Consider the following 24204-nt stretch of genomic DNA (forward strand, 5'->3'; position numbering starts at 1 on the left):
TTTCTATAATATAGAAGATCGATGCAGCGGTAAACTAAATCAAAGAATTAATAATTAATAATTTTATAAAAACAGACTATTTCATTAAAAAAAGTAAAAATATTACAATTAAAGCGATACTTAATTGAGGAGGGATGGCTTTTGTTGTATAGGATGTTTAAGCGTACTGCCATTGTAGGAGGCGCAGCAATGCTTGCGCTCGGTGCACCTGTTGCTCATGCGTGTAACCTTGGCCCAGAGGAGCATGGGCAGGGGATCGTTAAACCTGTTGAACCTGGTCCTTCGCACGCGAGCGGAGAAGCGTCTATTACAGTTCAGCAAGGGCAATTCACTAATGTCACTGAAGTTGCAGCTGTTGAACTAAAGGAGATTGATGGGCAGAGTGTGACGACTGCAGACGTGTATGCGCATAAAGACCATGCATACTTAGGAACACACCGGGGGGCAAGATCCAATGAGGGCGTTCGTGTGTTTGATATGACGGACCCAGAAAATCCAGAAGAGGTGAGTGTATTTGCAAATGATATTCCGGGTACTTGGCAGGAAAAAGTCATTGTCAAGTCGGTGGACACACCCCATTTTACAGGGGACTTAGCTGTCGTTAGTCTACAAAAATACAATCAAGATGAAACCGAACAATCTGGTACGGCGATTTATGATGTTACCAATCCAGAAAGACCCGAAAAACTTGGCTATTATGAGCTTCCTGCTGACGTACTAACAGGCACGCACGAGTTGTATTTGACGACGCAAGAAGACCGAGCCATTCTTCTTACGGCGAACATTTATGCGGATTTTTATACCGAAGGTGACTATCATGATTTCACTATCGTTGATGTGAGCGACCCCGAGAACCCAGAGCACCTTTACAACTGGGATCCGAGGGAATTGATTCGTGCTAATGATTTTGATGGAATGAATTACACGGATGAAGAAGGGGCCGAACGTTCCGCATTTGCTCATAGTGTCATTACCGATCAGGCAGGTGATTATGCATACATCTCTTATTGGGATTTAGGTACTGTTATTATGGATATTCGCAATCCTGAAGCGCCGGAAGTAGTGGGTCATACGAGTTTTGAGCGAGATGTCCAAGGTGCTGCTCACTCCGCCGCGCTCGCTCATGATGATACGATTCTCGTAGAGACAAGAGAAGTATTTGAGCCAGATCCAGACGATCCAGAATTCGAAAGAGGATGGGGATACACCCGAATTTATGACATCTCGGATAAATCAAACCCAATTCTCATAAGCGATATTCGTTCAGATAATTCACAAGAACAAATTGATCCAGAAGAAAGGGAGCGAGGAACGTATACCGTACATGACCCTAAAGTTGAGGGAGATAAGCTGTATCTCTCCCACTATTCTGATGGAATACGCATGATTGACTTATCAAACCCCCATCATCCGAGAGAAGTAGCGTCTTATGTACCCGATGCGGCCAATGTGTGGGGAGTGTTCATTTACGGAGACTACATTCTTGGTTCCGATATGGGCAGTGGATTAAAGGTGCTTGATGTGAACTGGGGCAGTGCCCTGGTGGGCCGCCGACATATACGACCCCTTTTACAGCCAAAGCATCTGAACTAGAATCTACATTAGGCGTAAAGCCTTTCGTCTTTGCAAAAATTCAACAGATCTTACCGTTTCACTAGAGTAGTTCAGCAAACATAAGGATTAACTGGTCATTTCATTGATGTAAAACGCCAACGTCCATTTTGAACGTTGGCCGTTTTTGTGATTCACCTAAGAGGCCGACACTTCTAAAATCACATGGGGCGTCCATTTCTTACGAGTCGGTGCTTCATTTAGCAAAAGGGTAATTTTAACTTCGATAAAAATGCTCGCTTTCGGGAAAATTAACCGCTGAGGTGAGTGCGGATGAAAAACTGCAAGCTGTTTTTTTGGCTATCGTTGTATGTATGATGACTACAACATTGGCTAAAGCAGAGGAAGATGTATACGAATCGGTCATTACCCATATGCTGAAGAACTGCTTGGCATGGGTGAGCAGCACCATGATTTGTTAGCTTTAGAAACGAAAAACGAAGATAACGAATTCGTGACGGTTACAGCCACGTATTTAACCTACTACGGCGACCACGATCCGCCGAACACGATTGATACGATCACGTTTATTGTAGAGAATGAGGACGTTGAAGTGGTTGATCATTCGTCAGAAGTGGTCTGTTATACGAAATCGTAGCCAATGCGCACACACAATGATGAGCGTGTGCGCACTTGGCGATTAATGGCTCCGCTTTTCAGCTTCTTCAGCGCGACGTTTTGCAACAAGGTCATCATGGTCAGCCAGCTCTGAAGAATATTCTACATCTTCTCCATCAGTTTCTTTAAGTGCTTCAGGGGTTTGAGATAGTTTGGATTTGTCTTTTCGTTTGTTGTTTTTCGATTGTCCTCTCGTCATAGGAGCCTCCTTTCATGAATAGGCTGTCAAACTGCTGAACATTTATGCAAATAGCTCTTGACTTACATCGAATAACGTTTATAATCACTTGTAATACATAGCTGTTTTTTGGTGGAGCCTGTCAATCTGGGGGAATTTATGCCCTTTTGACAGGTTTTTTTATGTACCATTTGCATAGTGTAAAAAGGATAGGAGGCAGTCACTTGAAAAGAAAACAATTTGTCGTCATCGGTTTAGGGAGATTTGGCGTTAGTGTAACAAAAACTTTGATCGGCAATGGTCATGAAGTGCTGGCCATCGATATTGATGAACACAAAGTTCAAGAAATATCAACAGATGCAAGTTATGCTGTTCAAATTGATGCAACCGATGAAGTCGCGCTGGAACAGCTTGGCATTCATAAATATAGTCATGCGATTGTCGGTATTGGAGAAGACCTACAAGCAAGCATCCTCATTACATTATTGCTCAAGGAAATGGAAGTTGAAAAGATTACCGCCAAGGCAAAAGATGAGCACCACGGTAAAGTACTTACAAAAATTGGTGCAGATCAAGTTATTTTCCCTGAAAGAGATATGGGTAGGCGTCTAGGCAATCTTATCGGGTCAAATCATCTCGTTGATTACTTGGAACTGTCAGATGATTATCACGTCGAGGAAATTCTCGTGCAAAAGGGGATGAGTCATTGGAAGATTGAAGATTTAGAGGTCAACCGCAAATACGGTTGTACAATCGTGGCCATTAAAGATCGAAAGCAAAACATCGACATCTCCCCTAAGCAAGATCGAGTGCTTCGAGAAGGGGAGATATTAATTCTTATTGGAAAACCAAAGTCGATTCAAAAAATGCAGAAGGATTACGATAAGACAGTAAAGTAGAGAAGGTGCACAGGTGAGACTCCACAATAAAGATATTCACATTAATCCCCCTCAGTGATCATTATCGGATTTCTCTTCTTAATTATGATTGGGACGGTGCTTCTGCTGTTGCCATTGTCTTCTGCAGGTCCAACAAGTATTGGATTTACTTATGCGTTGTTCACCTCCGTATCGGCAGTTTGTGTGACTGGTCTGGCGGTCGTTTCTACCGGTTCGGACTTATCTATGTTTGGGCAAACGGTCGTTATGGTTCTCGTTCAACTCGGTGGACTAGGGTTTATGGTGTTTGGTATTTCGATAGCGATTCTACTTGGTAAAGTGACGGGTTTAAAGTACCGACAATTGCTTCAGACGACAACGAATTCCCTGTCTGCGAGGGGATTGTTACGAATCGCAATGATTGTCTTACTGTTTGCCCTTTTATTAGAAGGGGGAAGTACACTTGTTCTAACGTGGAGATGGCATGAAGAGTTAGGCTGGCAGATGCCTTCTATTATGCATTGTTTCATTCGGTTGCAGCATTTAATAATGCCGGTTTCTCCTTGTTCGATCAGAGTATGGAACAGTTTGTGGGAGATCCTACCGTTAACCTTAGCCTCTCCACGTTGTTTATTGTCGGTGGTTTAGGGATTATGGTCATTGCCGACGTATACAAAACGAGGAATTTCCGCTTTTTGTCTCTACATTCTAAAGTCGTACTTACGACGTCAGCTTCACTTCTCGTCTTTGGTTTTGTGGCGTTATTTCTTTTAGAGCTATGGAATCCAGCTTCGAACGGGTTATCTGTATCGGAGCGGTTATGGGCTGCTTATTTTCAAAGTGCCACCCCTCGTAGTGCGGGGTTTAATACGGTAGATATTGGCAGTATGCTCGTTGCCTCACAATTTCTCATCATTGTGCTCATGTTTATTGGTGCATCGTCTGGTGGTACAGGTGGGGGAATAAAAACGAACACGTTTGTTGTTTTGTTGTTGGCCATGTTCAATACATTCCGAAGTGGCAATCAAGTGCATGCGTTTAAGCGAACGATTGCGATGGAAACGATCATGAGAGCTCTTGCAGTCGTTGTGAGTTCACTTGCGTTTATTATTGTTGCGACGCTCATTCTTACTGTAACGGAAGGGATTAATGACGTTTATTTCTTAACCGTACTATTTGAAGTGGTATCCGCATTTAGTACGACAGGCTTGTCAATGGGCTTTACAGATGAGCTTTCAACAGTTGGAAAAGTAGTCATCATGATTACGATGTTTGTTGGCCGCTTAGGGCCGCTAGCATTGGCGTACGCTCTCACCTATCAACAGACGGTAAGTCGAGCAAGCTACCCGAAAGATCAAGTATTGATTGGATAAACCTGAACAGCGTGACGCTCATTGGAGAGAGCGTCACGCTGATTTTTGTGGAAATCTTAAATAATATGTTGTAAAACCGCTTTCATCAAGCTACAATATAACGGAATCATAAATCGATTTAGTTTTAAGCGTTTCTTTGGATGCGCTTCCTTTTTTACACAGAGATAAATCGGTTTAGTTATGGAGGTGTTTGATGGGTAAAGTGACGATAGCGGACGTTGCCGCGTTAGCGGAGGTGTCCAAAAGCACCGTTTCACAATATATGAACGAACGTTTTCACTATATGAGCCATGAGACAAAAAAGAAAATCGAACGAGCGATTGATGAGTTGGAATATAGTCCGAATGGTGTTGCGCGAAGCTTGCGTCAGAAGAAAACGCGAACGATCGGTGTGATCGTTGCGAATATTTTGCACGAATTCTCTACTGGAATCGTTCGGGCAATTGAAGATACGTGCCATGCGAATAATTTCCATGTGATCGTTTGCAACGCAGATGACCAACCGGAAAAGGAGAAGCATTACATTGATATGCTTCGGGCAAAGCAAGTAGACGGTCTAATCGTCCTTCCAACGAGTGATAATCAAGCATTGTTCACACAATTAGTGGAACAGCACTACCCCCTCGTTTTTTTAGACCGATTGATTGAAGATGTTGAAGTCAATGCGGTCTTATCCGATAACTTAGAAGCCGTTAGGCTTGCTGTGGAGGAGCTAGTCGGAAAAGGGTATGAGAAAATCGGCTTAATTACTCAACCGATCAAACATCACATTACCCTCGGGTGGAACGTAAGGATGCCTATTATCAAGTGCTAAAAAGTTTAGGGGTCCATGTAGATCAGGCACTTGTGCGAAGCGCTGAGGTCGATGACGTACAGAAGGAGATGCAACAAATGATGAGTGAATCTCCCCCAGATGCTGTCATTGCCGGAAATGATCGGGTGCTTCAAGAGATTCTCAAATACATTCAATCTGAAAAACTGTTCGTTCCAGAAAAGCTCGCTGTGATTGGTATCGATGATGTTTCCTTTGCAGAATTCTTTAATCCGCCTTTAACAACGGTTGCGCAACGACATTTGAGATGGGTAGAAAAGCTGCAGAGCTACTTTTAGCAGAGATCGAGAACGGTGAACAATGCGTACGAGAAAAGAATACGTACCGGCTACAACCCGTATTGAAACGTCGATTATCTTGTTAACGGACAAGGAGGAGAATGCATGAAAAAGTTCGGATTGTTGAGTTTAGTATCGGTGATCGCATTAGCAGGTTGCCAGTCAGAAGATGTGGCTGGAGATCCAGGGGATCCTAAGAAACTCATTCTTGCTACGCAGTTGGATGAAAGTAGTCCGTTTGCTGTTGGATTTCGAGAATTCCGCGATGCAATTGAAGAGACATCGAATGGCGCAATTACAGCAGAACTACATACAAATGGATCGCTAGGAGGTAATGAGGACACGTTGTTGCAAAGCATCGCCACCGGAGGCGTCGATATGACCGTTGTGTCACCAGGGTTTATGACACAAGTGCAGCAAGAAGTTGATTTGTTTTCTATGCCATATTTATTCACAAGTTATGAACATTGGTTGGCCGTTGTCGATGGGGACATTGGTGAAGAGATGAGCCAGATGGTAGAAAGCGAGACGAACCTCCAAGTCCTCGGATACTGGACAGCAGGAGTACGTCAATATTACGGGGCACAGCCAGTGGAAGAGGTGGAGGACCTTCGCAATGTGAGCATCCGAACCCAAGATTCACCTGGTATTCAAGACAGTTGGTCTGCACTTGGCGCGCTCCCCGTTAGCGTTGCTTGGGACGAAATGTATCAAGCGTTGCAAAACCGTGTTGTTGATGCTTCAGAAAATGACTTTACGAATGTTTATCAGTCTAGTCACCATGAAGTGACGCCCTACATCTCTCTTACTGACCACGATTTTACGACGCGTTTCTTTTTAACGTCTGACGTTGTGATGGAGAGATTTACGGATGAAGAACAAGAAATGATTGAGATCGCTGCTGAGGTTGCTACAGAAGCGGCAAGGGAAGCGGATTTACAACTCGCAGAATCTTCTTTAGAAGCACTAGAAGATGAGGGTGCAATCGTGAATGAAGTAGATATTGAACCATTCATTGAGCAGACACAGTCGGTACGGGAACGAATCGCAGAAGAGCTCGATGCAGTCGAGCTATACGAAGCGATTCAAGAGTTGGCCGACCAATAAGGAGGATTGGAAATGAAAACATTACTGAACGGCATTGAATACGTATTTATGCGTGCGGCTGCTCTGTTTTTTATCGTGTTTGTCGTTTGCATATTTTTACAGCTGCTCTCTCGCTATGTTCCGACCATCACGTTACTTTGGCCTGCAGAAGTCGCAACGTACGCGTTTATTTGGATGGTTTTTTTAGGAGCAGCGGTGATGGTCTACCATCAAGAGCATTTTAAAATTGATTACTTATTTGAAAAGCTACAAGGTGGTGCGCTCCTGACGATAAAGATGATTAGTCATGCACTTATTGGAGGATTTGGTTTGATGATGATCGTACATGGCTCTCGTCTTGTACAGTTGTTCTGGGAGTGGACAGTGAACACGTTACCGGAGCTTCAACAAGGGTATTTGTGGCTAGCACTTCCGGTTGCAGGGTTAGGAATGCTACTCTTTTCTATTGGAAACGCGATCGAAGACGGCAAAGCTTATCAGCTTGAGAAGGGAGGAGAGACCGGATGACCGGCATCATTCTCGTTGCACTTTTCATTTTATTATTGTTTTTAGGTGTGCCAATTGCCTTTACGCTAGGGATTGTTGCATTTGTTGGGATTTGGATGCTAGATTCGTTGCCACTTCAAGTGGTGATGCAAAGCATGTTTTCTGGTCTTGAATCGTTTATCTTGCTTGCGATTCCACTCTTCATACTCGCAGCAAACATTATGAATCAAGGAAAAATATCCGAAAAACTTATTAACTTAGCTGTTTCGATGGTTGGACATATCCGTGGTGGGTTGGCGCAAGCGAACATCGTGGTGTCCATGTTCTTCGGAGGCATTTCAGGTTCTGCTCAAGCGGATACAGCTGGTGTTGGTAAGATTCTCATTCCGAGCATGATTAAAGAAGGATATAGCAAAAGTACCGCCGTTGGTACGACGGCGGCCTCATCCACGATGGGGATGTTAATTCCACCCAGTATTCCGATGGTCGTCTATGGAAGTGTCACAAGTGTATCTGTCGGTCAGATGTTTCTCGGCGGTGTGATTCCAGGACTGCTTATGGGCGTGGCAATGATGGCCCTTGTTGGCTTTATTTCAAAACAGCAAAACTATCCTCGTCATGAACGAGTGAGCATGAAAGATATCGGGAAGAATTTTTTGACGTGTATCCCTCCGTTGTTAACACCAGTGATTATTCTTGGCGGGATTATTGGTGGATTTGTCACTCCTACAGAAGCAGCGATTATCGCTTGTGGTTACGCACTTATTCTAGCGATGTTTGTTTATCGCACGATTACACTCAAAGATATGCCGGCAATTGTGTATGATACAATTCGTTTAAGCTCTCTCACGTTATTTGCATTAGCTACAGCAACAGCCTTGGGGCATCTATTCAGTTACTACCGGGTTCCTGACCTTATTGCTGGATTTTTTGAAGATAACTTCTCTAGTGTTGGCTTTTTCCTTATCGCGGTTATCCTTTTGTTCTTGTTTGTCGGGATGTTCTTGGATGCAATTCCAGCGATGATTCTTTTCGTACCGATTGTGTTGCCTGCTTCAGAGGCACTTGGTGTAGACCCGGTACACTTTGGATCGTCATTGTGATGTGTCTCGCAGTCGGAATGATTACACCGCCGTATGGTTTATGTATGTTACTCGCTAGCTCAATAGCAAAACTAAGCGTAAGCAAGTCGATTGTTGCCTTGCTTCCATACGTAGCTGTTATCCTTGTCACGATTATTATTGTTGCATTTTTACCAGAGATTGCTTTATGGTTACCAAGCTTTATAGAATAGAAAATTGAGAAGGAGGCGCTTATGTCTACATTTCAAGAAGTAGCCTTATCGTGTGTAAAGGAAGTACAATCTGTCGTTAGCAATGTGAAAGAAGAACAGATGTCCACGTTTGCGTCGGCCATCAAAGGCGCTAAACGAATCTTTGTGAGTGGGGAAGGTCGCTCTGGTCTGATGGGTAAAGCGATTGCGATGCGGCTCATGCATGCAGATTACACAGTTTATGTGGCGGGAGAGACGATTACTCCGAGCATTTCGAACGGCGATCTGTTAGTCATCATATCAGGATCAGCATCGGGGACACAGTCATTTATTTCAAAAGCAAAACAAGCCGGTGCTTCAGTTGCTCTCGTTACAGCGAACCCCGAACAGCAGATATATTCTGAGGCAGATCACGTGTTGCTCGTACCCGCAGCAACGAAAAAGCGTCTCGGCCATGAGCCTGTAACGATTCAACCACTCGGCAATCAATTTGACCAAAGTGTACACGTATTATTGGATGCAATCATTGTGAAACTGACGACAAACCAACATGAACAAATGACCGCAAGACATGCAAACTTAGAGCAGTCTTAACAAAGAAGGGGGTAGACACGATGAAAGATGTAATTACGATTGGGGATGCGATGATCACGCTCAATCCAAGTTCAACAGGGCCGATGAAATTCGTGAATTCTTTTGAACGCCGAGCGGGAGGCGCAGAGTTTAATTTTGCGATCGGTTGTGCGAGGCTTGGACTTGAAACCGGATGGATCTCTCGTCTCGGTAAAGATGAATTTGGGCAGTACATTCGCTCATTTGCCCGCGGAGAAGGCATCGATACGACCGAGGTGAGGTTAGAGGAAGGGTATGCAACCTCACTAAATTTTAAAGAGATCCAAGCAAGTGGAGCGGGACGCACGTTTTACTACCGCCACCCTTCTCCAACCGAAAAAATGACGGCTGAAAACTTGTCAGCTGATTACGTGCAATCGGCACGACTATTGCATATTACCGGTGTCTTTCCAGCAGTCGTTCCAGAAAACTTGGAAGTGACAAAACGAGCAGTACAACTAGCAAAAGAAGCCGGTATGAAAGTGTCACTCGACCCGAATATTCGTTTGAAATTATGGACTGCAAAACGAGCAAAGGACGCTTTATACCCGTTACTAAAAGATGTGGACTTGCTTTTGGCAGGTGAGGAAGAGCTAGAGATTATTTTAGGAACATCAGATCCTAAAGAAGTATTTGCTCGAGCAAAAGAGCTAGGCATTGAGTTTGTAGCGATTAAAAAAGGTGAAGAAGGAGCGATTGCTTCTTACCGGGGCGAAGTACTAGAAGTGCCGGCAGTGCCTGCCCAGAAAGTTGTAGATACGGTTGGAGCAGGCGACGGTTTTGATGCTGGAATCGTTTATGGATATTTGAACGGATGGACGTTAGAAAAGACAATGACGTTTGCTGCAACAATTGGCTCTATGGTTGTTGAAGTGGTCGGTGATAACGAAGGATTACCAGTCCTTGAAGATGTAGAACAGCGTCTTGGTTCATAGAGCGCATCGAACGATAAGGAGGGGACCGATGAAGCTACAATTGGCGTTGGATCGATTGGATTGGGATGAATGTTTTCGCATTGTGTATGAAGTTGATGAGTACATTGATATTGTGGAAATTGGAACGGGTGTCATTAAAGAGTATGGAATGAGTATCGTACGTGAACTAAGAAAAGCATTCCCTCACCACATTCTTTTGGCAGACATGAAAATCTGTGATGCAGGCCGTCATGAAGCGACACAAGCATTTGCATCAGGAGCAGATATTGCTACAGTCATGGCGTTTGCACCTCCAGCTACGATACAAGAAACCATCGTTACCGCACGCGAACATGGAGCGGAAATGATGGTAGACCTACTCGGTGTTAGCGAGCGAAACAAGGTGGAAGAAATCAATGAATTGCAGCCAGATTATTTAGGATTACACGTCGGTAAAGATGAACAAAAGGCCGGTAAAACTTCGAATTCCCCTTTTGCATTTGTTGAAGGGATGACGTCTAAAAAAGCCATTGCAGGTGGAATCACTCTGGAGACATTGCCAGAAGTCAGTCGTCATCATCCAGACATTGTCATTGTTGGAAGTGCGTTAACGAAAACAGCGAACCCGAAACAAGTGGCAAAACAAATGAAAGCGATCCTAAAGGAGAATGAAAATGGCTGATTTTACAACGTTACTCACTAAATCGAGAGTCGTGGCAGTTATGCGCAAGCTTCCTTTTGCAGACATCGAAGAAATCGCAGGAGCGCTCGTTTCAGGAGGCGTGAACGTACTGGAAGTAACGATGGAATCGGACCGTGCAACCGAGCAGATTGCTCGGTTGCGAAATCGTTTTGATCAAAGGGCGGTAATTGGTGCAGGAACAGTGTTAAATGTAAACGACGCAAAATCAGCCTAGAAGCGGGCGCTGATTTCATTGTTTCGCCCATTCTGGACGAGCAGACCGTGCGTTTTGTGAAGGCAGAAGGAAAGACGATGATTCCAGGAATCTTTACGCCAACCGAAGCTTTTCGAGCGTATGAGTGGGGGGCGGACATCGTAAAAGTGTTTCCTGCGGATGCCCTTGGACATTCGTTTCTAAAAGGGTTGCAAGGACCGCTAGGCACATCCCAATCATTCCGACAGGCGGAATTGATTTGGACAACCTTGTCTCATATCGACAAGCGGGTGCAATGGCCATTGGAGCCGGTGGCTCATTGTTACAGAAAGTACTCATTGAGACAAAGGATTGGGCACAGCTTACAAAACATGCAGAGAGATTTGTTGAAAAATCGCTTTCTGTATAAAATACTAGGTGCAGAATGTAGAGATTACATCATCATTTCCTACGTTGTGACCGATATGACAAAAATGTCTTCGCGTAGCGGAATCACTCCAATGGTGTTATACCGAGTGAGGCAGGGCGTAGTGCGCATTGTGCGCGCTAGTTTACCCTTTCTGCGATCATGTCTGTTTTTTTAGCGGTTTTACCGTTCATTTCGTAAAACTTGCGCGCAGATTGGGCTAAACCTAACACCTTACGACTGGTCGGTCCCAGCGGGACCGAAGCGAAATCGGTCTCGATTCGGAGCGACTTGCGCCGACAGAAGTTATGCGTATTCAACTGTGCGACACAATAAACATCGCTTTGGAACTAGATTGTTGTTCAATTTCTATAAAGTGTTGAATCTAATTCCATAGACGGACGTTTGGAACTAGATGTCGATCGATTGGAATCAGAAAGAGGCAAAATGGTCACATATGAGTGAATCTGATTCCAATCGATAATCTTTGGAACCAGTTCCTCCGTTCCACGTTCAAAACCTCGCAGCTCAGAAAAACACACATTACTTTTTAAGCTTCTCGTTAACCGAAATCAATGAGTCCCTTTTATGCGAAGGTTCGGGCAATAGGGCGCGGTGCAAATGTAAAAAATCCCATAATATAACCGTTGATAGGGAATTTTCAACAAGCGAAAGTACTAGAAGACGTCTTCCTATTTTTCTTTGCATCAACCGCCTTGGACACTTAGCAGAGTGTAAAGCGTAAATCTTACCATAGGGCTTTCTATGGTAAGATTTCTTTTGTTTGACGCACCCATTTGTTGCAAATCCCACCATAGAAACTGCAAATCTTACCATAGAACAAAGAGTGGTAAGATTTCAGCTAAATCGGCTTGCCAATTGACAAAATTCTTACCATAGCCATGATCTTCCTATATACGAGCAGTCCCCATTAATGCCAAGGGAAACCTGTTCTTTAACAACGCTAGTCATACTGACAGAAATTTGTTGAACTTATAATCATTATATGCTAATATGAACATATGATCATATTTATAGGAGTGGAAAAATGAATCATTCATACATAGACCTCGATGAGGAAACGCTATTTATCGTATCGCAAACGTTTAAAGCGCTTGGTGATCCGACGAGAATAAGAATACTTCATCTTTTAGCAGAAAAAGAATGCTCGGTCGGTGAGATTGTCGAACATCTTTCGCTTGGTCAATCCACCGTATCTCATCAGCTTCGTTTTCTAAAAAATTTACGGCTCGTAAAATCAAGACGAGCAGGCACTTCGATGTACTATTCACCTGAAGATGAACACGTATTAAAGATATTAGAGAAAACGATACAACATGCGACCCACGATTAATGACGAATGTGGGTGCGTCGTTTATCAATACACTTTATATGTGCATATGATCATATAAGAAAAACGGAAGGAGGCTAACCTTGGGACACCATCATCATCACCACGGACATCATCATCATCACGCCACAGGTGAGGCAAATAAGAAAAACCTTCTGTACGCAATGCTCATTATCGGTAGCTGGATGGTTATTCAGTTACTTGGCGGACTTTGGACGGGCAGCTTAGCATTACTTGCGGATGCTGTACATATGTTCAACGACTTTGCGAACCTGCTCATTAGCTTCTTTGCCATTGTGCTCGCTAAGAGAGCAGCAACCGCTACTCGCACGTTTGGAAATCATCGGTACGAGGTGTTATCTTCACTTTTAAATAGTGTCATGCTTCTCGTGATTGCATTTTTTATCATTCGCGAGGCGATCCAGCGATTTGTTGAGCCACAGGCGGTGATGGGCGGCGCATGATCGTTATTGCCTTTATCGGGCTAATTGCCAACGTTGGTGCATTGTTCGTCTTAATGCGAGGGGACGTGAAGAACAATTTAAACATGCGCGGGGCATACCTTCATGTTCTTTCGGACACATTGGGCTCAGTCGCTGCAGTCGCCGCCGGCATCATTATCTTGACGACTGGTTGGTATTATGCTGACCCGATACTCAGTATTGTCATTGCGCTGATGATTGGGCTGTCTGCCTTTCGTTTGCTCAAAGATACCGTACACGTGTTGTTAGAAGGTACGCCAAAGCATCTCGATTGTGACAAAATATCGGCTGACCTGTTAGCGATCGATGAGGTTGTTAGTGTGAACAACTTGCATGTATGGACGATTACATCGGGTATGGAGAAGCTCACTGTGCACCTTGTACTGCAGGGTAACTCAACCCAAGCTTACGAAGATGTATTAGAAAAAGCTAAACATTATGTGCAACATTCCTTGCACATCGAACAATCAACCATTCAGATTGAACGGGAAGCAGATGGAGAGAAAGATAGGGTAGATTAACTGAGAAGAGATTTGTATGCACAGTTTTTGGAAGTGTTCGGATAAAAAGGCTGAGGAAACTATGGTTACAAACTGCTTTTTATGTACTAAATGAAACGCGTTACTTTCCCATTTCCACCACTTACGCGTTGAAATATAAAAATAACCCACTTGTTGATTATGCTAAATGGACTAACAATAAGTGGGTGATTGTATGAACTCTGCTTCTCGTCTTCACATTCTCGATTTGTTACGAGGGGTTGCTATTGTCGGCACACTTGCAACGAATATTTGGATATTCTCTAATCCAGGTTCTGCCACACTTATGCCGATGGATCAAGGACAATCCGTAGTTGAAGTGCTTCAATCCGTTTTCGTTAATGGGAATTTCTTAGCGATGCTTACGATCCTTTTTGGAGTCGGACTGTATATGAAATATCAAAATAGTAAAGCATCTGAAGTTCCATGGATCCCATTTTATTTGTTGACGATGTTCATTTTATTTATTGAAGGCTTATTTCACTTTGTATTCATCTTTGAGTATGACATTTTGATGACTTACGCTATAACTGGAGCCATTGTAGCATTTTTAGTCCAGTTAAAAACAAAAACGATAACAATTTGGGTTATTGTCACATTGTCTTTACACACATTCGGCATCCTTATCTATTATATGCAAACGTATATTGCTTTTTCGGACCCAACGTTGTATACCGCTATTCAACAAATTGCTTTGGAAACAACTTCTTTATATCAGTTTGGGACGTATTTTGAACAGGTCCTCTATCGAATTGAAAATTTTTTTCTTTTACGTTCAGAGGCGTTTTCACTAATCTATGGATCCATTGGATTGTACTTGATTGGCATTCGCTTATATTTAGCAGGCGCGTTTAACATGGATAAGAAGGGCATATTGATCCAAAAAAAATTAATGTTTTGGGGATTTGGTATTGGACTTCCATTAAACCTGCTTTCCCTAGTTCCAGGAGGTTATTTTGAGATACCGGTACGCTTCTTGTTTGCGCCAGTTCTAACAATTGGGTATATCGGATTAATTGCCTGGCTCATGAACCGTGGGGCATTACGATGGATTCAGAAGCAGTTCGAGGTGATTGGTCGAACTGCGCTAAGTTGTTATGTATTGCAAAGCATACTTGCGAGCCTTTACTTTTATAGTTTTGGCCTCGGATTTATAGGCGTTGATGGCATATTGGCTGTAGTTGTTGGTGTTGTATTAATTAGCATCTGCATGCTCGGTTTTGCTCACCTTACATTGAAGACTTTCGGAGTTGGTCCCCTAGAGTGGCTTTGGAAGACACTTTCCAAGATGCCATTCAAAAACAGAAGGTATTCAGCTAAATAAAAATGCCGGAAGACTCTCTCCCAGCATTTTTTTAAACAACTGGAGGAGGGTCCTCTTGACTTTGTTTTCGCTGATGATTATCGTTGTTTTCATCCTCAGTAAGGGCCTCGACTTCTTCTTCAATTTCTTCTTCTGTCGTTTCCACAGGGGGTGCAAAAAATGTTCCGCCAGATACATCTTTTACATTATGTACGACGACAAAGGAATTTGGATCGACTTCGCGTATTAAACGTTTTAACATGAGCAGTCGGTAACTTGGAACGACGACGTATAGAACGTAGTGTTCCTTTTCCGTAAATGTTCCGGAGCCGTTGAAATACGTGGCACTGGAGGTCATGTTCACCGTAACACGCGTGGCGATTTCTCGATATTCGGGGGATACGATCGTTACTGCTTTTTTCGCATCAAAACCACCAATTACGTAATCACTCGCCAGCTTTCCAATAAACAGAGCGATGATCGTGTATAGCGTGTAGAGCGGACCGATAATGAATACACCTGCAAATACGATAACGGCGTCCATAATAAAGGTCGTTAAAATGACATTACATTCGTACCTTTGAGCAAGTAGTCTTGCAATGGTGGACGTCCCGCCAATTGAACTGCCGGCTTGAATAATAAACCCGAATCCAATACCCATCGTAAGTCCAGCAAAGATCGCCGCAACGAGGGGATCACCTAATGGTGTCGTCACCATGCCTTCAGTTGTAAAAATGAAAAGGGAGAGCAAAGGAACATTGATCATCGTTTTCATAAACATCGTACGAGGTAAGAATTTAAAACTCACGAGTTGTAGCAAAATAAAAGAAATAAACGTAATCACACCTGGCGACCAGCCAAATGCATAGAACAAAAGGAGGGCGATTCCCAAGATTCCGCCGTCTGCGATCTGGTTAGGCATGGCAAAAACGGTTACCGAGAGCGCGCATAGTGCGGTTCCAAATACGACAAATATTGCTTGTTTCATAGTCAACCTCCAAACATGACAAGCGACTTATGAAGGGTCTGCTTGTTTTTCATAATATTCTTGTTCGTTCTCTTCATTGTGGAAAGTTTTTTGAGCGGGATCATGTGCTTCTGCGAAACTTCCTCCTGAAACATCTTTGACTGTATGCACGACGGTAAACGCATTTTCATCGACTTGACGAACAATTTTCTTTAAGTAAAACAGACGTTGCTTAGGAATCGCAACATAAATTAGATTTTCCTCAGAATTTTCTTTGTCGTTCAGTCCTTGAAGAATCGTTGTGTGGGCACCAAGACTGAGCCGGATGGCTTCTGAAACTTCAACTGTTTTCGGTGTGAAAATATGGACGACTTTTTTTGATTCGAAACCTTCCAGTACGTAATCCGTAACTTTTTTACCGACAAACAATGCAAGTACGGTATACATCGTCATGAGTGGACCAATGATGAAAACACCTGTCAGCACGATGATTGCGTCTAAGACGAAATTCGTTCCGGTCAACTCCCAACCAAATTTATAGTTGAGCATACGTGCAATCGTTGACGTACCACCGGTTGTACTACCTGAACGAAAGATAAAACCAAACCCAATCCCTGAGAACAATCCGGTGAATAGGGCGGCGAGTAACGGATCAGGAATTCCTTGTCCCATTCCTTCAAAGATAAAAATAAACAATGAGAACAGCGGGATGGTGACGAGTGATTTAATAATCATATCTCGGGGTAAATACCGATAACCGATGGCAAGTGTAACGGCGTTTACGATAAATGTAACGAGAGAAGGAGAAATCTCAAACCCATGATATAACAATAGTGCGAGGCCGGGAACACCGCCTCAGCTAAATTATTCGGCATCGCGAACAGCGTCACCGATAGCGAGAAAAATAAGATTCCGATAACGAGTAATGCATAATTTCTCATGAAAACACCTACCTACTTTTTGTGCGTGATCGAGCACTTCCTATGTTTCCCAGTAACACCGAGAATAACACATGAAAAACGGGGGCTAGCTATGCCAGTCAGACCGAAACATCGTCATTTTTTACATATGTGAGTATCATCTCTTTTAATATGAGCTGTTGCTTGTGTGGCGCAATGTCTTCTTCTAAATACGTAATGGGGGATTTTAATGTAATGTTACTTCCAAACGTCCCATAGCTATTGATGGCAGTAATGATCGTCTCTTTCAAAGGTACGTCTGTTCTCAGCGATCCGTCGCGCTCACCGTCAGCAATGATGATCATGATTAAATCCGCGATTTGCTTTTGCGTGGCAATATAGTCGCTCATCGTATCAAGTTCCTGAACAGCAAATGAAGCATAACTTTCAAAGGCTTCGCGAAAGGCGGCACTTTGACTTAACGTATCGTCATCACCAATCGTTAGCAGATCAAAGATCTCTTGCAATCGTTCAAATGCGGTAGTTGATTTGTTCACAATTTCTGTAAATGATTGGATGTGTTTTTCCAAGTTGTAGACGGCTACAGCTACGATCAGTCGATCTTTTTTTGGGAAATAGCGAAATAGCGTCGCAATCCCAATCCCTTCAAAGTTAGCAATTTCTTGCATTTGCACCCGTTCTAACCCTTTCTCTAAAAAAAGTTGTTCAGCGGTTTGAACAATACTCTCATAGCGCTTCGTTTTGTGTTGTTGTCGTTTTCCAATCGATGTCATAAAAATGGTCCTTTCATACAAAATAAGAAGGCGTAAAAATTGCAGACGTACGTTCGACATTGTATACTTAAGATGATAGTCTGACTATCATTTTTTTATAAAACAGGAGGCCCTTAAAAATGAGATTACCTAATAAAATCGCGCTCATTACAGGTGCAGGTAGTGGTATGGGGGAAGCAGAAGCGCTACGGTTTGCTAAAGAAGGAGCGACCGTTATCGCAACAGACATCAATGAAGAAGCTGTAAAGAACGTCGTTACACAAATTACTGAGTCTGGTGGCAAGGCGGTATCCCATAAACATAATGTCGCTTCACATGACGATTGGCAACAGATTATGGTGGATGTTAAGAAACGTTACGGTCGGTTGGATATTCTCGTAAATAATGCTGGCATCTCGTTGGCAACGCCTTTTGAAGAGCAAACGGAAGAAGACTGGGCACGGACGTATGGAATTAACATTAATGGAGTTATGTTTGGGATGCAACAGGCAATTCCACTTATGCAAGAACATGGGGGTTCCATCGTCAATATTTCCTCGATTTCCGCACTCACAGGGATGGCTGGCGCAGGTGCATATACCGCTTCTAAAGGTGCGGTTCGATCCATTACAAAAGCGGCAGCGGTCGATTACGGCAAGCAAAATATTCGTGTGAACTCTGTGCACCCGGGGTATATCGTGACACCGATGAGTGCGCCTTCTATGGAACAATATAAAGATTATTTCTTGACGCAAGTCGCTTTACCCGAGCTTGGAAATTCAGATGAAGTGACAAACGCTGTTCTTTTCTTAGCTTCCGATGAAGCGAGCCATATTACAGGGATCGAGCTTCCTGTTGATGGGGGTGTCACCGCCAAGTAATGATCCGTTTAGCAATAGAAAACCCTTGGTCCAATGACCAAGGGTTTTGCGCTTTAAACAGGAACTGCGCTACGGATCAGGTGATCAAAAGCGGCGAGGGAGGCATTCGCTCCTTGTCCCATTGAAATGATAATTTGATTGTACGGTACATCTGTGCAGTCACCAGAAGCAAAAAGCCCAGGGACGTTCGTTGCGCCAGATTTGTCCGTAATGATTTCACCCATTTGATTGCGATCTGCGAAACCGTCGAGCCAATCGGTATTAGGGATTAACCCAATTTGTACGAAGACGCCTTGCAGGGCGACGTTCTTTTCTTCACCTGTCGACTGGTCAAGATAAGTGATGCCGTTCACATGATCATCACCGGTAATTTCAGTCGTCTTTGCATTTGTAATTACATCGACGTTTGGAAGAGTTTCAATGCGTTGTTGCAACACTTCATCGGCCTTCAACGTTGGACCGTATTCGATGACAGTAACATGATTTACGATACCTGCTAAGTCGATCGCTGCTTCAACACCCGAATTTCCACCGCCAACGACAGCAACGTCTTTACCTTCAAAGATAGGCCCATCACAATGTGGGCAATACGCCACACCTTTGTTTTTGAACGCGTCTTCTCCCGGTACGCCAAGCTGGCGCCAACGTGCACCGGTGGAAACGATAACGGTCTTACTCTTCAATACGCCACCGTTTTCCAATTCAACTTCAAATAGCTCGTTTTTGCGTATATCACTGACACTTTGCAAGTTCATGATGTCGATGTCATATTCTTTTGCATGCTCTTCGAGACTTGCAGCGAATTGAGGACCTTCCGTTTTCTTCACACTAATAAAGTTCTCAATACTCAACGTATCAAGCACTTGACCGCCAAATCGTTCTGCGACAATGCCGGTGCGGATCCCTTTTCGAGCGGCATATATCGCTGCGCTTGTTCCCGATGGTCCGCCACCAACAACGAGCACATCAAAAGGATCCCGCTCGTCAAACTCAGATGCGTCAGCGCCGCTGCCCATTTGGTTGAGCATTTCGTCGAGTGTCATTCGACCGCTACCAAACGTTTCACCATTCATCCTCACTGTTGGAACAGCCATGATATCGTTAGATTCTGCTTCTTCTTTAAATGCCGCGCCGTCGATCATGGTGTGTGTGATGTTCGGGTTTAGCACACTCATTAAGTTTAACGCTTGAACGACTTCTGGGCAGTTATGGCAAGAGAGGCTTACGTACGATTCAAAGTGGAATTCGCCTTTAAGGTTTTGAATTTGCTCAATCACCTTATCTTCAACTTTCGGCGGTCGTCCGCTTACTTGTAAAAGCGCAAGAACGAGTGATGTGAATTCATGACCTAAAGGAACACCGGCGAATGTTACACCGGTGTCTTCTCCAATTCGATTCACAGAAAAACTAGGTGTTCTTGATAGGGCGGCCTTTTCCACAGTGATCTTTGTAGACATTGAAGACAACTCATCGAGTAGTGCAACCATATCCTTTGACGTATCGTCATCAGCGGCGTTCACTTTAATGACAATGTCTTGTTCCAATAACTGCATGTATTGGTTTAATTGATTTTTAATCTCTGCTTCAAGAACCATTGATTACACCCCTTAAATTTTGCCGACAAGGTCAAGGCTTGGCTTTAATGTTTCAGAACCTTCTTCCAGTTAGCTGGGCATACTTCACCTGGATTGTTCCGAACGTACTGTGCAGCTTTAATTTTGTTCACAAGCGTACTTGCGTCACGGCCGATGCCGTCTGCACTAATTTCTACGGTTTGAACAATGCCATCTGGGTCAATGATGAACGTTCCACGATCTGCAAGACCGGAAGCTTCATTAAGAACCTGGAAGTCACGAGAGATTTGTTGAGAAGGTCACCGATCATCGCATACGTAATCTTGTTAATCTTCTCTGATGCATCGTGCCAACCTTTGTGGACGAAATGAGTATCTGTAGATACAGAATAAACTTCTGTACCGAGTTCTTTTAGTGCTGCATATTGATTTTGAAGATCTTCAAGTTCAGTTGGGCAAACGAAGCTAAAGTCTGCAGGATAGAAGCAAACAACGCTCCATTGACCTTTAAGGTTTTCATCGGTAACCTCGATGAATTCACCATTCTTGTATGCTTGGGCTGTGAAAGGTTGTACTTCTTTTCCGATAAGTGACATGTAAAAACATCCTCCTGATATTCTTTGTTGATAATTATTATTAACACATACTCATTATTAATATACGCATTTCATTTGTCAAGAAATCTATTAATGGAATCGATGAGTTGTGTTGTGAATGAAACCCATCCCGTATTTTAAGGGAAAAAATAAGTATTTTCAAATGATAAAAGGGTGAAGGAAAAAAATTGAAAAATTTTTTTGATTTTCAAAAAGTAATGATGATATAATTGTTGTATAGAACATTTCAACAATTCTCATCTGAGTTATAATTATTCTCAATTCTAAACAATGTAAAGTTGGGGGGCAGACGAAGGTGTATCAAATTGTCATCGCCGACCGAGATCAACAAGAAGCTGAAGGCTCCAATGGCTCATCAAGAATAACGCATTTCCTGTCCATACAATCAGTACATGTCATACGCTCTCTAGTTTTGTAGATCTTGTTGAAACGCAAATTCCCGACATTGTCTGCATCGAGTTAGATATGATTCCAGCGGATAAATGGGAAGTGATTCGCCCATTTATACAACGAGTAAGCCAAGTGATTGTTATTACAGCAGAGCCAACGTTCCAAAAAGCGATGCAAGCGCTAGAGCTTGAAGCAATTAACCTTTGGATGAAACCGTTATCGTTATCTATGATTCGTCATGATATGCAGTCAGCGTTTCGCAAGCTCTCAAACCAGAATGACGTGGAAGAACGTACCGTTTCGTATGTGGACTATGAATCGTTGTTTATCGAAAGTGATGAAGCGTTTTCTTATCCAGTCTTTTTACTAGAAGTTGAAGATTTAAAAGACTTGCCTCATTTACGATCATTTGTGAAGCAATATCCGTTTTCCGTTCGGCCTCAAGTATTGTCGACGAGTGAGCGAATTGTGCTCGTATTTGGCTCACATTTTCATGACGAAGTGGAGCGAGCAAGAACGTTACTATACGAATGGTCGTATGTTTCACATACGCCAATGGCAATTGCAGTTCATACAAGGCAACAAGATCAATCATTACAAGAGATTTATATTGATTTAATTCAAGCGATGGAGCTTACGTTCTTCACAGGGTATAACCAAGTATTTGAAACAAAAGATGTAGGGACTTGGCGTGATTTTGATCCTTTTCTATCCGTTAAAGAGCAAAACGAATGGATCGACATGTTAAGTGAGGGGGATCGTCACCGGATTCGACGGTGGCTTCGAACGGAGTTTTTTGCATTTACGAGTCCCTATCCCGAACCCGGATTGTTGCGAACGAGGTTGACGAGCATTTTGGCGCAAGTTCGTCGCTACATGTTAAAAAGTCAAATGACCGATGATAAGTATGAAAAGCATTATAAAAGCACTTTTGATCATATTTTATATGGATCCAATCTTTTTCGAATCGTTCAGGAAATGATTCTATTTATCGTTCGACTCGTAGAAACTGTTAACAATACGCCAGTGAGTCACCGAGACGCCGTTGATCATGCACTGGCCTTTATTCGAAAAGAATACAGAAACAAGACGCTTACCTTAAGTCAAGTCGCAGATCAAGTTCAATTAAGCTCAGCGTATGTAAGCGACTTACTATCCAAACAATACGGCCGGTCCTTTTCTGAAATCGTTTTGAATTACAGAATTACTTATGCAAAAGAAAAGTTACTCAGCACCGACCTTAGTATTTCAGAAATAGCAGAAGCCGCTGGTTTTCATCAAGCGAATTATTTTAGCCGGGTGTTTAAGGAGAACATCGGGAAAACTCCCCGAGAATTTCGGAAAACAACGTAGCGATCATCCACTGCACAAGAAACGGTTGCTCAGCAGGAGATGACTCTCAGCAAAGAGCACCATCTCCCGTGACTATATAAGTTGAACGAAAGAATTTCACGTAATCCGATGACCGAGATCGGTCTTTACAGGCAAACGCCTACCGATCGTCTGTTGAAGTTCATCTCACTTCGATGTCGATCGTTGTTCGTTACTGCAAGGGTTGTGGGAAACACAGACGACGTTTACTGAATGGTAAAAAGACGTGACCGATGGTCACCACCTGACGCAAGCGTGTGATCTCCTGTCACGTATGTGACAATCCAGCCCTCAAACCGGGCGCTTTCGGTCCTCAACGGTCACATAGATCGCGATTTGTGACCGTTGGCTCCGTTTATGTGCGCATCCACGTTTAAAATGATGATTTTTCATTCTCAAGTGTCACATTTATGAATATATGGGGCATTTGGGCTTCTTTCCCTACCGTGATCAGTAGGCAGAAACGTGAACCGTGTTGCGGGAGTACATAGAAAACACGGTGGACGTCTTTTGGCCACCGATGTTGACCTTATAGTCTGGACTACATAGAAAACACGGTGGCAGATGTTTCGCCACCGCTGTTGCCCTTGTACTCCGGAGTGCAACCATCCGCCTGTAGTGGAAAGCAACAACAAACTGTGCAATCAGGAAAATGCTAAGTTCATCCTATATAGTTCCCAATCTCACCACTAAGATTCACTTGTCCGTATTGTCTTTTCTTAATCTAAACTTCCAATTCGTTCGTTTGTCTTGCTGCTTTTTTAATTGCCGTTAACTCTCTCTGCTCATTTCGTTGTTTCACGTCAGTTCGTGTTCTTTCAAAGCGCAGAGATTTGATTAATAAAAACACCATCAAAAGCAAGATAATCGAGAACGGAAAGGCTGCAATGATCATGACGTTTTGCACAGCTTGTAATCCACCGCTGTATAGTAATGCCATGGCGGTAACAGACAGTGCAAGTCCCCATACAAATTTGATACGGTTTGGCGGATTATTAGAACCGTTTGTAGAATGCATGCCTAAAACGAAGGTGGCAGAGTCTGCTGAAGTAATGAAAAAAACGGCGATGAGAATAATGGATACGATGGATGTGAGTGTACTGACCGGCATCGTACTAAGCATGCCGATAAGCATTTCTTCATCTGTTAGGGCACTCAAGTTGATGATATCGTTAAATTCGAGTGATATAGCAGTACCACCGACGAAGGAGAACCAAATAAAACCAACATTTTTCATCGGGTTCATGTATAGAGGCAGTTAATAGGGAAACATAGCGGCGTTCTGTAGTTGAACGGCAACATCCGGACCTATACGTATAGGTCCGGATGTTTATGCAACTTCACCTAGCGATCAGTTATACAGTTAAGTGTCGGAAGGTGGCTGGAAGTGCGACGAATCAGAGGAGCACGGCTCATTCGAACGAGCATATACCAAAGGACAAGTTCCAACAGTTCAACAGATAGGATCACTTGAATGGTCATAACGCAAACCCCTTCCTAATGGTTAGCTTACAAAATTTATTTGTTACGTTTAGTGTTTCCAATTTATGAATTTTTATTATAGTTTAAGAAATGAATATGAAATACTAAAGGTTG

Annotated in this window: 24 protein-coding genes and 4 pseudogenes; 20 read left to right on the forward strand and 8 right to left on the reverse strand. The window is 43.2% G+C overall.

The genetic code is table 11. The features are described from left to right. Positions 1-141 precede the first annotated feature (141 nt). Together JCM19039_RS15610 and JCM19039_RS15615 are read left to right on the forward strand one after the other, a co-directional pair. A complete protein-coding gene (locus JCM19039_RS15610; RefSeq protein ID WP_152550238.1) occupies positions 142-1593 on the forward strand; it encodes an LVIVD repeat-containing protein in 1452 nt (483 codons plus the stop codon). Between the two features lie 412 nt (positions 1594-2005). Next, entirely contained in the window at positions 2006-2209 is a 204-nt protein-coding gene (locus tag JCM19039_RS15615) for a DUF3888 domain-containing protein (RefSeq protein WP_042428907.1), read from the forward strand. Between the two features lie 42 nt (positions 2210-2251). Here JCM19039_RS15615 and JCM19039_RS23315 read toward each other — a convergent pair whose 3' ends face one another. Further along, positions 2252-2428 (reverse strand): YfhD family protein, encoded by a 177-nt coding sequence (locus tag JCM19039_RS23315; RefSeq protein WP_081834569.1) that lies wholly within the window; start codon positions 2426-2428, stop codon positions 2252-2254. Between the two features lie 203 nt (positions 2429-2631). Here JCM19039_RS23315 and JCM19039_RS15620 point away from each other — a divergent pair, with 203 nt between their 5' ends. The 16 genes and pseudogenes from JCM19039_RS15620 to JCM19039_RS15680 all read left to right on the forward strand — a co-directional run bounded on the left by JCM19039_RS15620 (position 2632) and on the right by JCM19039_RS15680 (position 15158). Then, a complete protein-coding gene (locus JCM19039_RS15620; RefSeq protein ID WP_042428910.1) occupies positions 2632-3306 on the forward strand; it encodes a TrkA family potassium uptake protein in 675 nt (224 codons plus the stop codon). A 54-nt stretch (positions 3307-3360) separates the two neighbouring features. After that, complete coding sequence (locus tag JCM19039_RS26670; RefSeq protein WP_255343679.1) at positions 3361-3933, forward strand: potassium transporter TrkG; 573 nt, start codon at positions 3361-3363, stop codon at positions 3931-3933. Beyond that, positions 3849-4658: a potassium transporter TrkG gene (locus tag JCM19039_RS26675; RefSeq protein WP_255343680.1), complete on the forward strand. Its 810-nt coding sequence runs from the start codon at positions 3849-3851 to the stop codon at positions 4656-4658. Before JCM19039_RS26670 ends, JCM19039_RS26675 begins: the two co-directional genes overlap by 85 nt. 193 nt (positions 4659-4851) lie before the next feature. Further along, a pseudogene (locus tag JCM19039_RS28090) lies at positions 4852-5854 on the forward strand (substrate-binding domain-containing protein). A gap of 19 nt (positions 5855-5873) precedes the next feature. Continuing rightward, complete coding sequence (locus JCM19039_RS15635) at positions 5874-6875, forward strand: TRAP transporter substrate-binding protein (RefSeq protein WP_042428912.1); 1002 nt, start codon at positions 5874-5876, stop codon at positions 6873-6875. Positions 6876-6887: 12 nt separating this feature from the next. Further along, on the forward strand, positions 6888-7382 hold the full coding sequence (locus JCM19039_RS15640; RefSeq protein WP_042428915.1) for a TRAP transporter small permease: 495 nt from the start codon (positions 6888-6890) through the stop codon (positions 7380-7382). Next, a pseudogene (locus tag JCM19039_RS15645) lies at positions 7379-8655 on the forward strand (TRAP transporter large permease). The gene JCM19039_RS15640 and the pseudogene JCM19039_RS15645 overlap by 4 nt, the downstream one beginning before the upstream one ends. A 21-nt stretch (positions 8656-8676) precedes the next feature. Next, positions 8677-9228, forward strand: a complete 552-nt coding sequence (gene hxlB / locus JCM19039_RS15650) for a 6-phospho-3-hexuloisomerase (RefSeq protein WP_042428917.1) — start codon at positions 8677-8679, stop codon at positions 9226-9228. Between the two features lie 20 nt (positions 9229-9248). Further along, positions 9249-10181 (forward strand): sugar kinase, encoded by a 933-nt coding sequence (locus tag JCM19039_RS15655; RefSeq protein ID WP_042428918.1) that lies wholly within the window; start codon positions 9249-9251, stop codon positions 10179-10181. A gap of 28 nt (positions 10182-10209) precedes the next feature. Next, positions 10210-10842 (forward strand): 3-hexulose-6-phosphate synthase, encoded by a 633-nt coding sequence (gene hxlA, locus JCM19039_RS15660; RefSeq protein ID WP_042428921.1) that lies wholly within the window; start codon positions 10210-10212, stop codon positions 10840-10842. After that, on the forward strand, positions 10835-11077 hold the full coding sequence (locus JCM19039_RS26680) for a hypothetical protein (protein WP_255343681.1): 243 nt from the start codon (positions 10835-10837) through the stop codon (positions 11075-11077). The genes hxlA and JCM19039_RS26680 overlap by 8 nt, the downstream gene beginning before the upstream one ends. Positions 11078-11133: 56 nt before the next feature. Further along, positions 11134-11465, forward strand: a pseudogene (locus tag JCM19039_RS26685) (bifunctional 4-hydroxy-2-oxoglutarate aldolase/2-dehydro-3-deoxy-phosphogluconate aldolase). 1045 nt (positions 11466-12510) lie between these two features. Continuing rightward, a complete protein-coding gene (locus tag JCM19039_RS15670; protein ID WP_042402866.1) occupies positions 12511-12816 on the forward strand; it encodes a metalloregulator ArsR/SmtB family transcription factor in 306 nt (101 codons plus the stop codon). Between the two features lie 80 nt (positions 12817-12896). Then, complete coding sequence (locus JCM19039_RS26690; protein WP_052398865.1) at positions 12897-13277, forward strand: cation diffusion facilitator family transporter; 381 nt, start codon at positions 12897-12899, stop codon at positions 13275-13277. Next, positions 13274-13816, forward strand: coding sequence for a cation diffusion facilitator family transporter (locus JCM19039_RS23320; protein ID WP_052398866.1), 543 nt, complete (start codon positions 13274-13276; stop codon positions 13814-13816). Before JCM19039_RS26690 ends, JCM19039_RS23320 begins: the two co-directional genes overlap by 4 nt. Positions 13817-14009: 193 nt before the next feature. Beyond that, positions 14010-15158, forward strand: a complete 1149-nt coding sequence (locus tag JCM19039_RS15680) for a DUF418 domain-containing protein (protein WP_042428923.1) — start codon at positions 14010-14012, stop codon at positions 15156-15158. Positions 15159-15189: 31 nt separating this feature from the next. On the opposite strand, the gene JCM19039_RS15685 is transcribed toward JCM19039_RS15680, so the two are convergent. The 3 genes from JCM19039_RS15685 to JCM19039_RS15695 form a co-directional block, all read right to left on the reverse strand. Beyond that, positions 15190-16125: a YitT family protein gene (locus tag JCM19039_RS15685; protein ID WP_042428926.1), complete on the reverse strand. Its 936-nt coding sequence runs from the start codon at positions 16123-16125 to the stop codon at positions 15190-15192. Positions 16126-16152: 27 nt separating this feature from the next. Further along, positions 16153-16935 carry a YitT family protein gene (locus tag JCM19039_RS15690; protein WP_238544758.1) on the reverse strand — a complete coding sequence of 261 codons (783 nt, stop codon included), beginning with the start codon at positions 16933-16935 and terminating at the stop codon, positions 16153-16155. A 208-nt stretch (positions 16936-17143) separates the two neighbouring features. After that, positions 17144-17797, reverse strand: a complete 654-nt coding sequence (locus JCM19039_RS15695) for a TetR/AcrR family transcriptional regulator (RefSeq protein WP_238545095.1) — start codon at positions 17795-17797, stop codon at positions 17144-17146. A 119-nt stretch (positions 17798-17916) separates the two neighbouring features. On the opposite strand from JCM19039_RS15695, the gene JCM19039_RS15700 reads away from it, so the two are divergent. Next, a complete protein-coding gene (locus JCM19039_RS15700) occupies positions 17917-18657 on the forward strand; it encodes an SDR family NAD(P)-dependent oxidoreductase (RefSeq protein WP_042428927.1) in 741 nt (246 codons plus the stop codon). Between the two features lie 53 nt (positions 18658-18710). Here JCM19039_RS15700 and ahpF read toward each other — a convergent pair whose 3' ends face one another. Continuing rightward, positions 18711-20252, reverse strand: coding sequence for an alkyl hydroperoxide reductase subunit F (gene ahpF, locus JCM19039_RS15705; RefSeq protein ID WP_042428929.1), 1542 nt, complete (start codon positions 20250-20252; stop codon positions 18711-18713). 12 nt (positions 20253-20264) lie between these two features. Further along, positions 20265-20826, reverse strand: a pseudogene (gene ahpC / locus JCM19039_RS15710) (alkyl hydroperoxide reductase subunit C). A 486-nt stretch (positions 20827-21312) separates the two neighbouring features. Here ahpC and JCM19039_RS15715 point away from each other — a divergent pair. Then, on the forward strand, positions 21313-22590 hold the full coding sequence (locus tag JCM19039_RS15715; protein WP_042428930.1) for a helix-turn-helix transcriptional regulator: 1278 nt from the start codon (positions 21313-21315) through the stop codon (positions 22588-22590). Positions 22591-23332: 742 nt separating this feature from the next. On the opposite strand, the gene JCM19039_RS15720 is transcribed toward JCM19039_RS15715, so the two are convergent. Then, complete coding sequence (locus JCM19039_RS15720) at positions 23333-23854, reverse strand: BCCT family transporter (protein ID WP_042428933.1); 522 nt, start codon at positions 23852-23854, stop codon at positions 23333-23335. A 98-nt stretch (positions 23855-23952) separates the two neighbouring features. After that, a complete protein-coding gene (locus JCM19039_RS24530) occupies positions 23953-24090 on the reverse strand; it encodes a hypothetical protein (RefSeq protein WP_193744267.1) in 138 nt (45 codons plus the stop codon). Positions 24091-24204 lie beyond the last annotated feature (114 nt).

Source organism: Geomicrobium sp. JCM 19039, assembly GCF_000698145.1.
In the GTDB taxonomy this organism is placed as follows: Bacteria; Bacillota; Bacilli; order Bacillales; family Marinococcaceae; genus Geomicrobium_A.

What these genes read in the sequence shown, in the direction of transcription:
- JCM19039_RS15640 (WP_042428915.1), top strand. Translation starts at nt 6,888, where the DNA reads ATGAAAACATTACTGAACGGCATTGAATACGTATTTATGCGTGCGGCT.
- hxlA (WP_042428921.1), top strand. Translation starts at nt 10,210, where the DNA reads ATGAAGCTACAATTGGCGTTGGATCGATTGGATTGGGATGAATGTTTT.
- JCM19039_RS23315 (WP_081834569.1), bottom strand. Translation starts at nt 2,428, where the DNA reads ATGACGAGAGGACAATCGAAAAACAACAAACGAAAAGACAAATCCAAA.
- JCM19039_RS15670 (WP_042402866.1), top strand. Translation starts at nt 12,511, where the DNA reads ATGAATCATTCATACATAGACCTCGATGAGGAAACGCTATTTATCGTA.
- JCM19039_RS15635 (WP_042428912.1), top strand. Translation starts at nt 5,874, where the DNA reads ATGAAAAAGTTCGGATTGTTGAGTTTAGTATCGGTGATCGCATTAGCA.
- JCM19039_RS15655 (WP_042428918.1), top strand. Translation starts at nt 9,249, where the DNA reads ATGAAAGATGTAATTACGATTGGGGATGCGATGATCACGCTCAATCCA.
- JCM19039_RS15615 (WP_042428907.1), top strand. Translation starts at nt 2,006, where the DNA reads ATGGGTGAGCAGCACCATGATTTGTTAGCTTTAGAAACGAAAAACGAA.
- JCM19039_RS26680 (WP_255343681.1), top strand. Translation starts at nt 10,835, where the DNA reads ATGGCTGATTTTACAACGTTACTCACTAAATCGAGAGTCGTGGCAGTT.
- JCM19039_RS15715 (WP_042428930.1), top strand. Translation starts at nt 21,313, where the DNA reads ATGATTCCAGCGGATAAATGGGAAGTGATTCGCCCATTTATACAACGA.
- JCM19039_RS15680 (WP_042428923.1), top strand. Translation starts at nt 14,010, where the DNA reads ATGAACTCTGCTTCTCGTCTTCACATTCTCGATTTGTTACGAGGGGTT.
- JCM19039_RS15720 (WP_042428933.1), bottom strand. Translation starts at nt 23,854, where the DNA reads ATGAACCCGATGAAAAATGTTGGTTTTATTTGGTTCTCCTTCGTCGGT.
- ahpF (WP_042428929.1), bottom strand. Translation starts at nt 20,252, where the DNA reads ATGGTTCTTGAAGCAGAGATTAAAAATCAATTAAACCAATACATGCAG.
- JCM19039_RS15695 (WP_238545095.1), bottom strand. Translation starts at nt 17,797, where the DNA reads ATGACATCGATTGGAAAACGACAACAACACAAAACGAAGCGCTATGAG.
- JCM19039_RS23320 (WP_052398866.1), top strand. Translation starts at nt 13,274, where the DNA reads ATGATCGTTATTGCCTTTATCGGGCTAATTGCCAACGTTGGTGCATTG.
- JCM19039_RS15685 (WP_042428926.1), bottom strand. Translation starts at nt 16,125, where the DNA reads ATGAAACAAGCAATATTTGTCGTATTTGGAACCGCACTATGCGCGCTC.
- hxlB (WP_042428917.1), top strand. Translation starts at nt 8,677, where the DNA reads ATGTCTACATTTCAAGAAGTAGCCTTATCGTGTGTAAAGGAAGTACAA.
- JCM19039_RS24530 (WP_193744267.1), bottom strand. Translation starts at nt 24,090, where the DNA reads ATGACCATTCAAGTGATCCTATCTGTTGAACTGTTGGAACTTGTCCTT.
- JCM19039_RS15700 (WP_042428927.1), top strand. Translation starts at nt 17,917, where the DNA reads ATGAGATTACCTAATAAAATCGCGCTCATTACAGGTGCAGGTAGTGGT.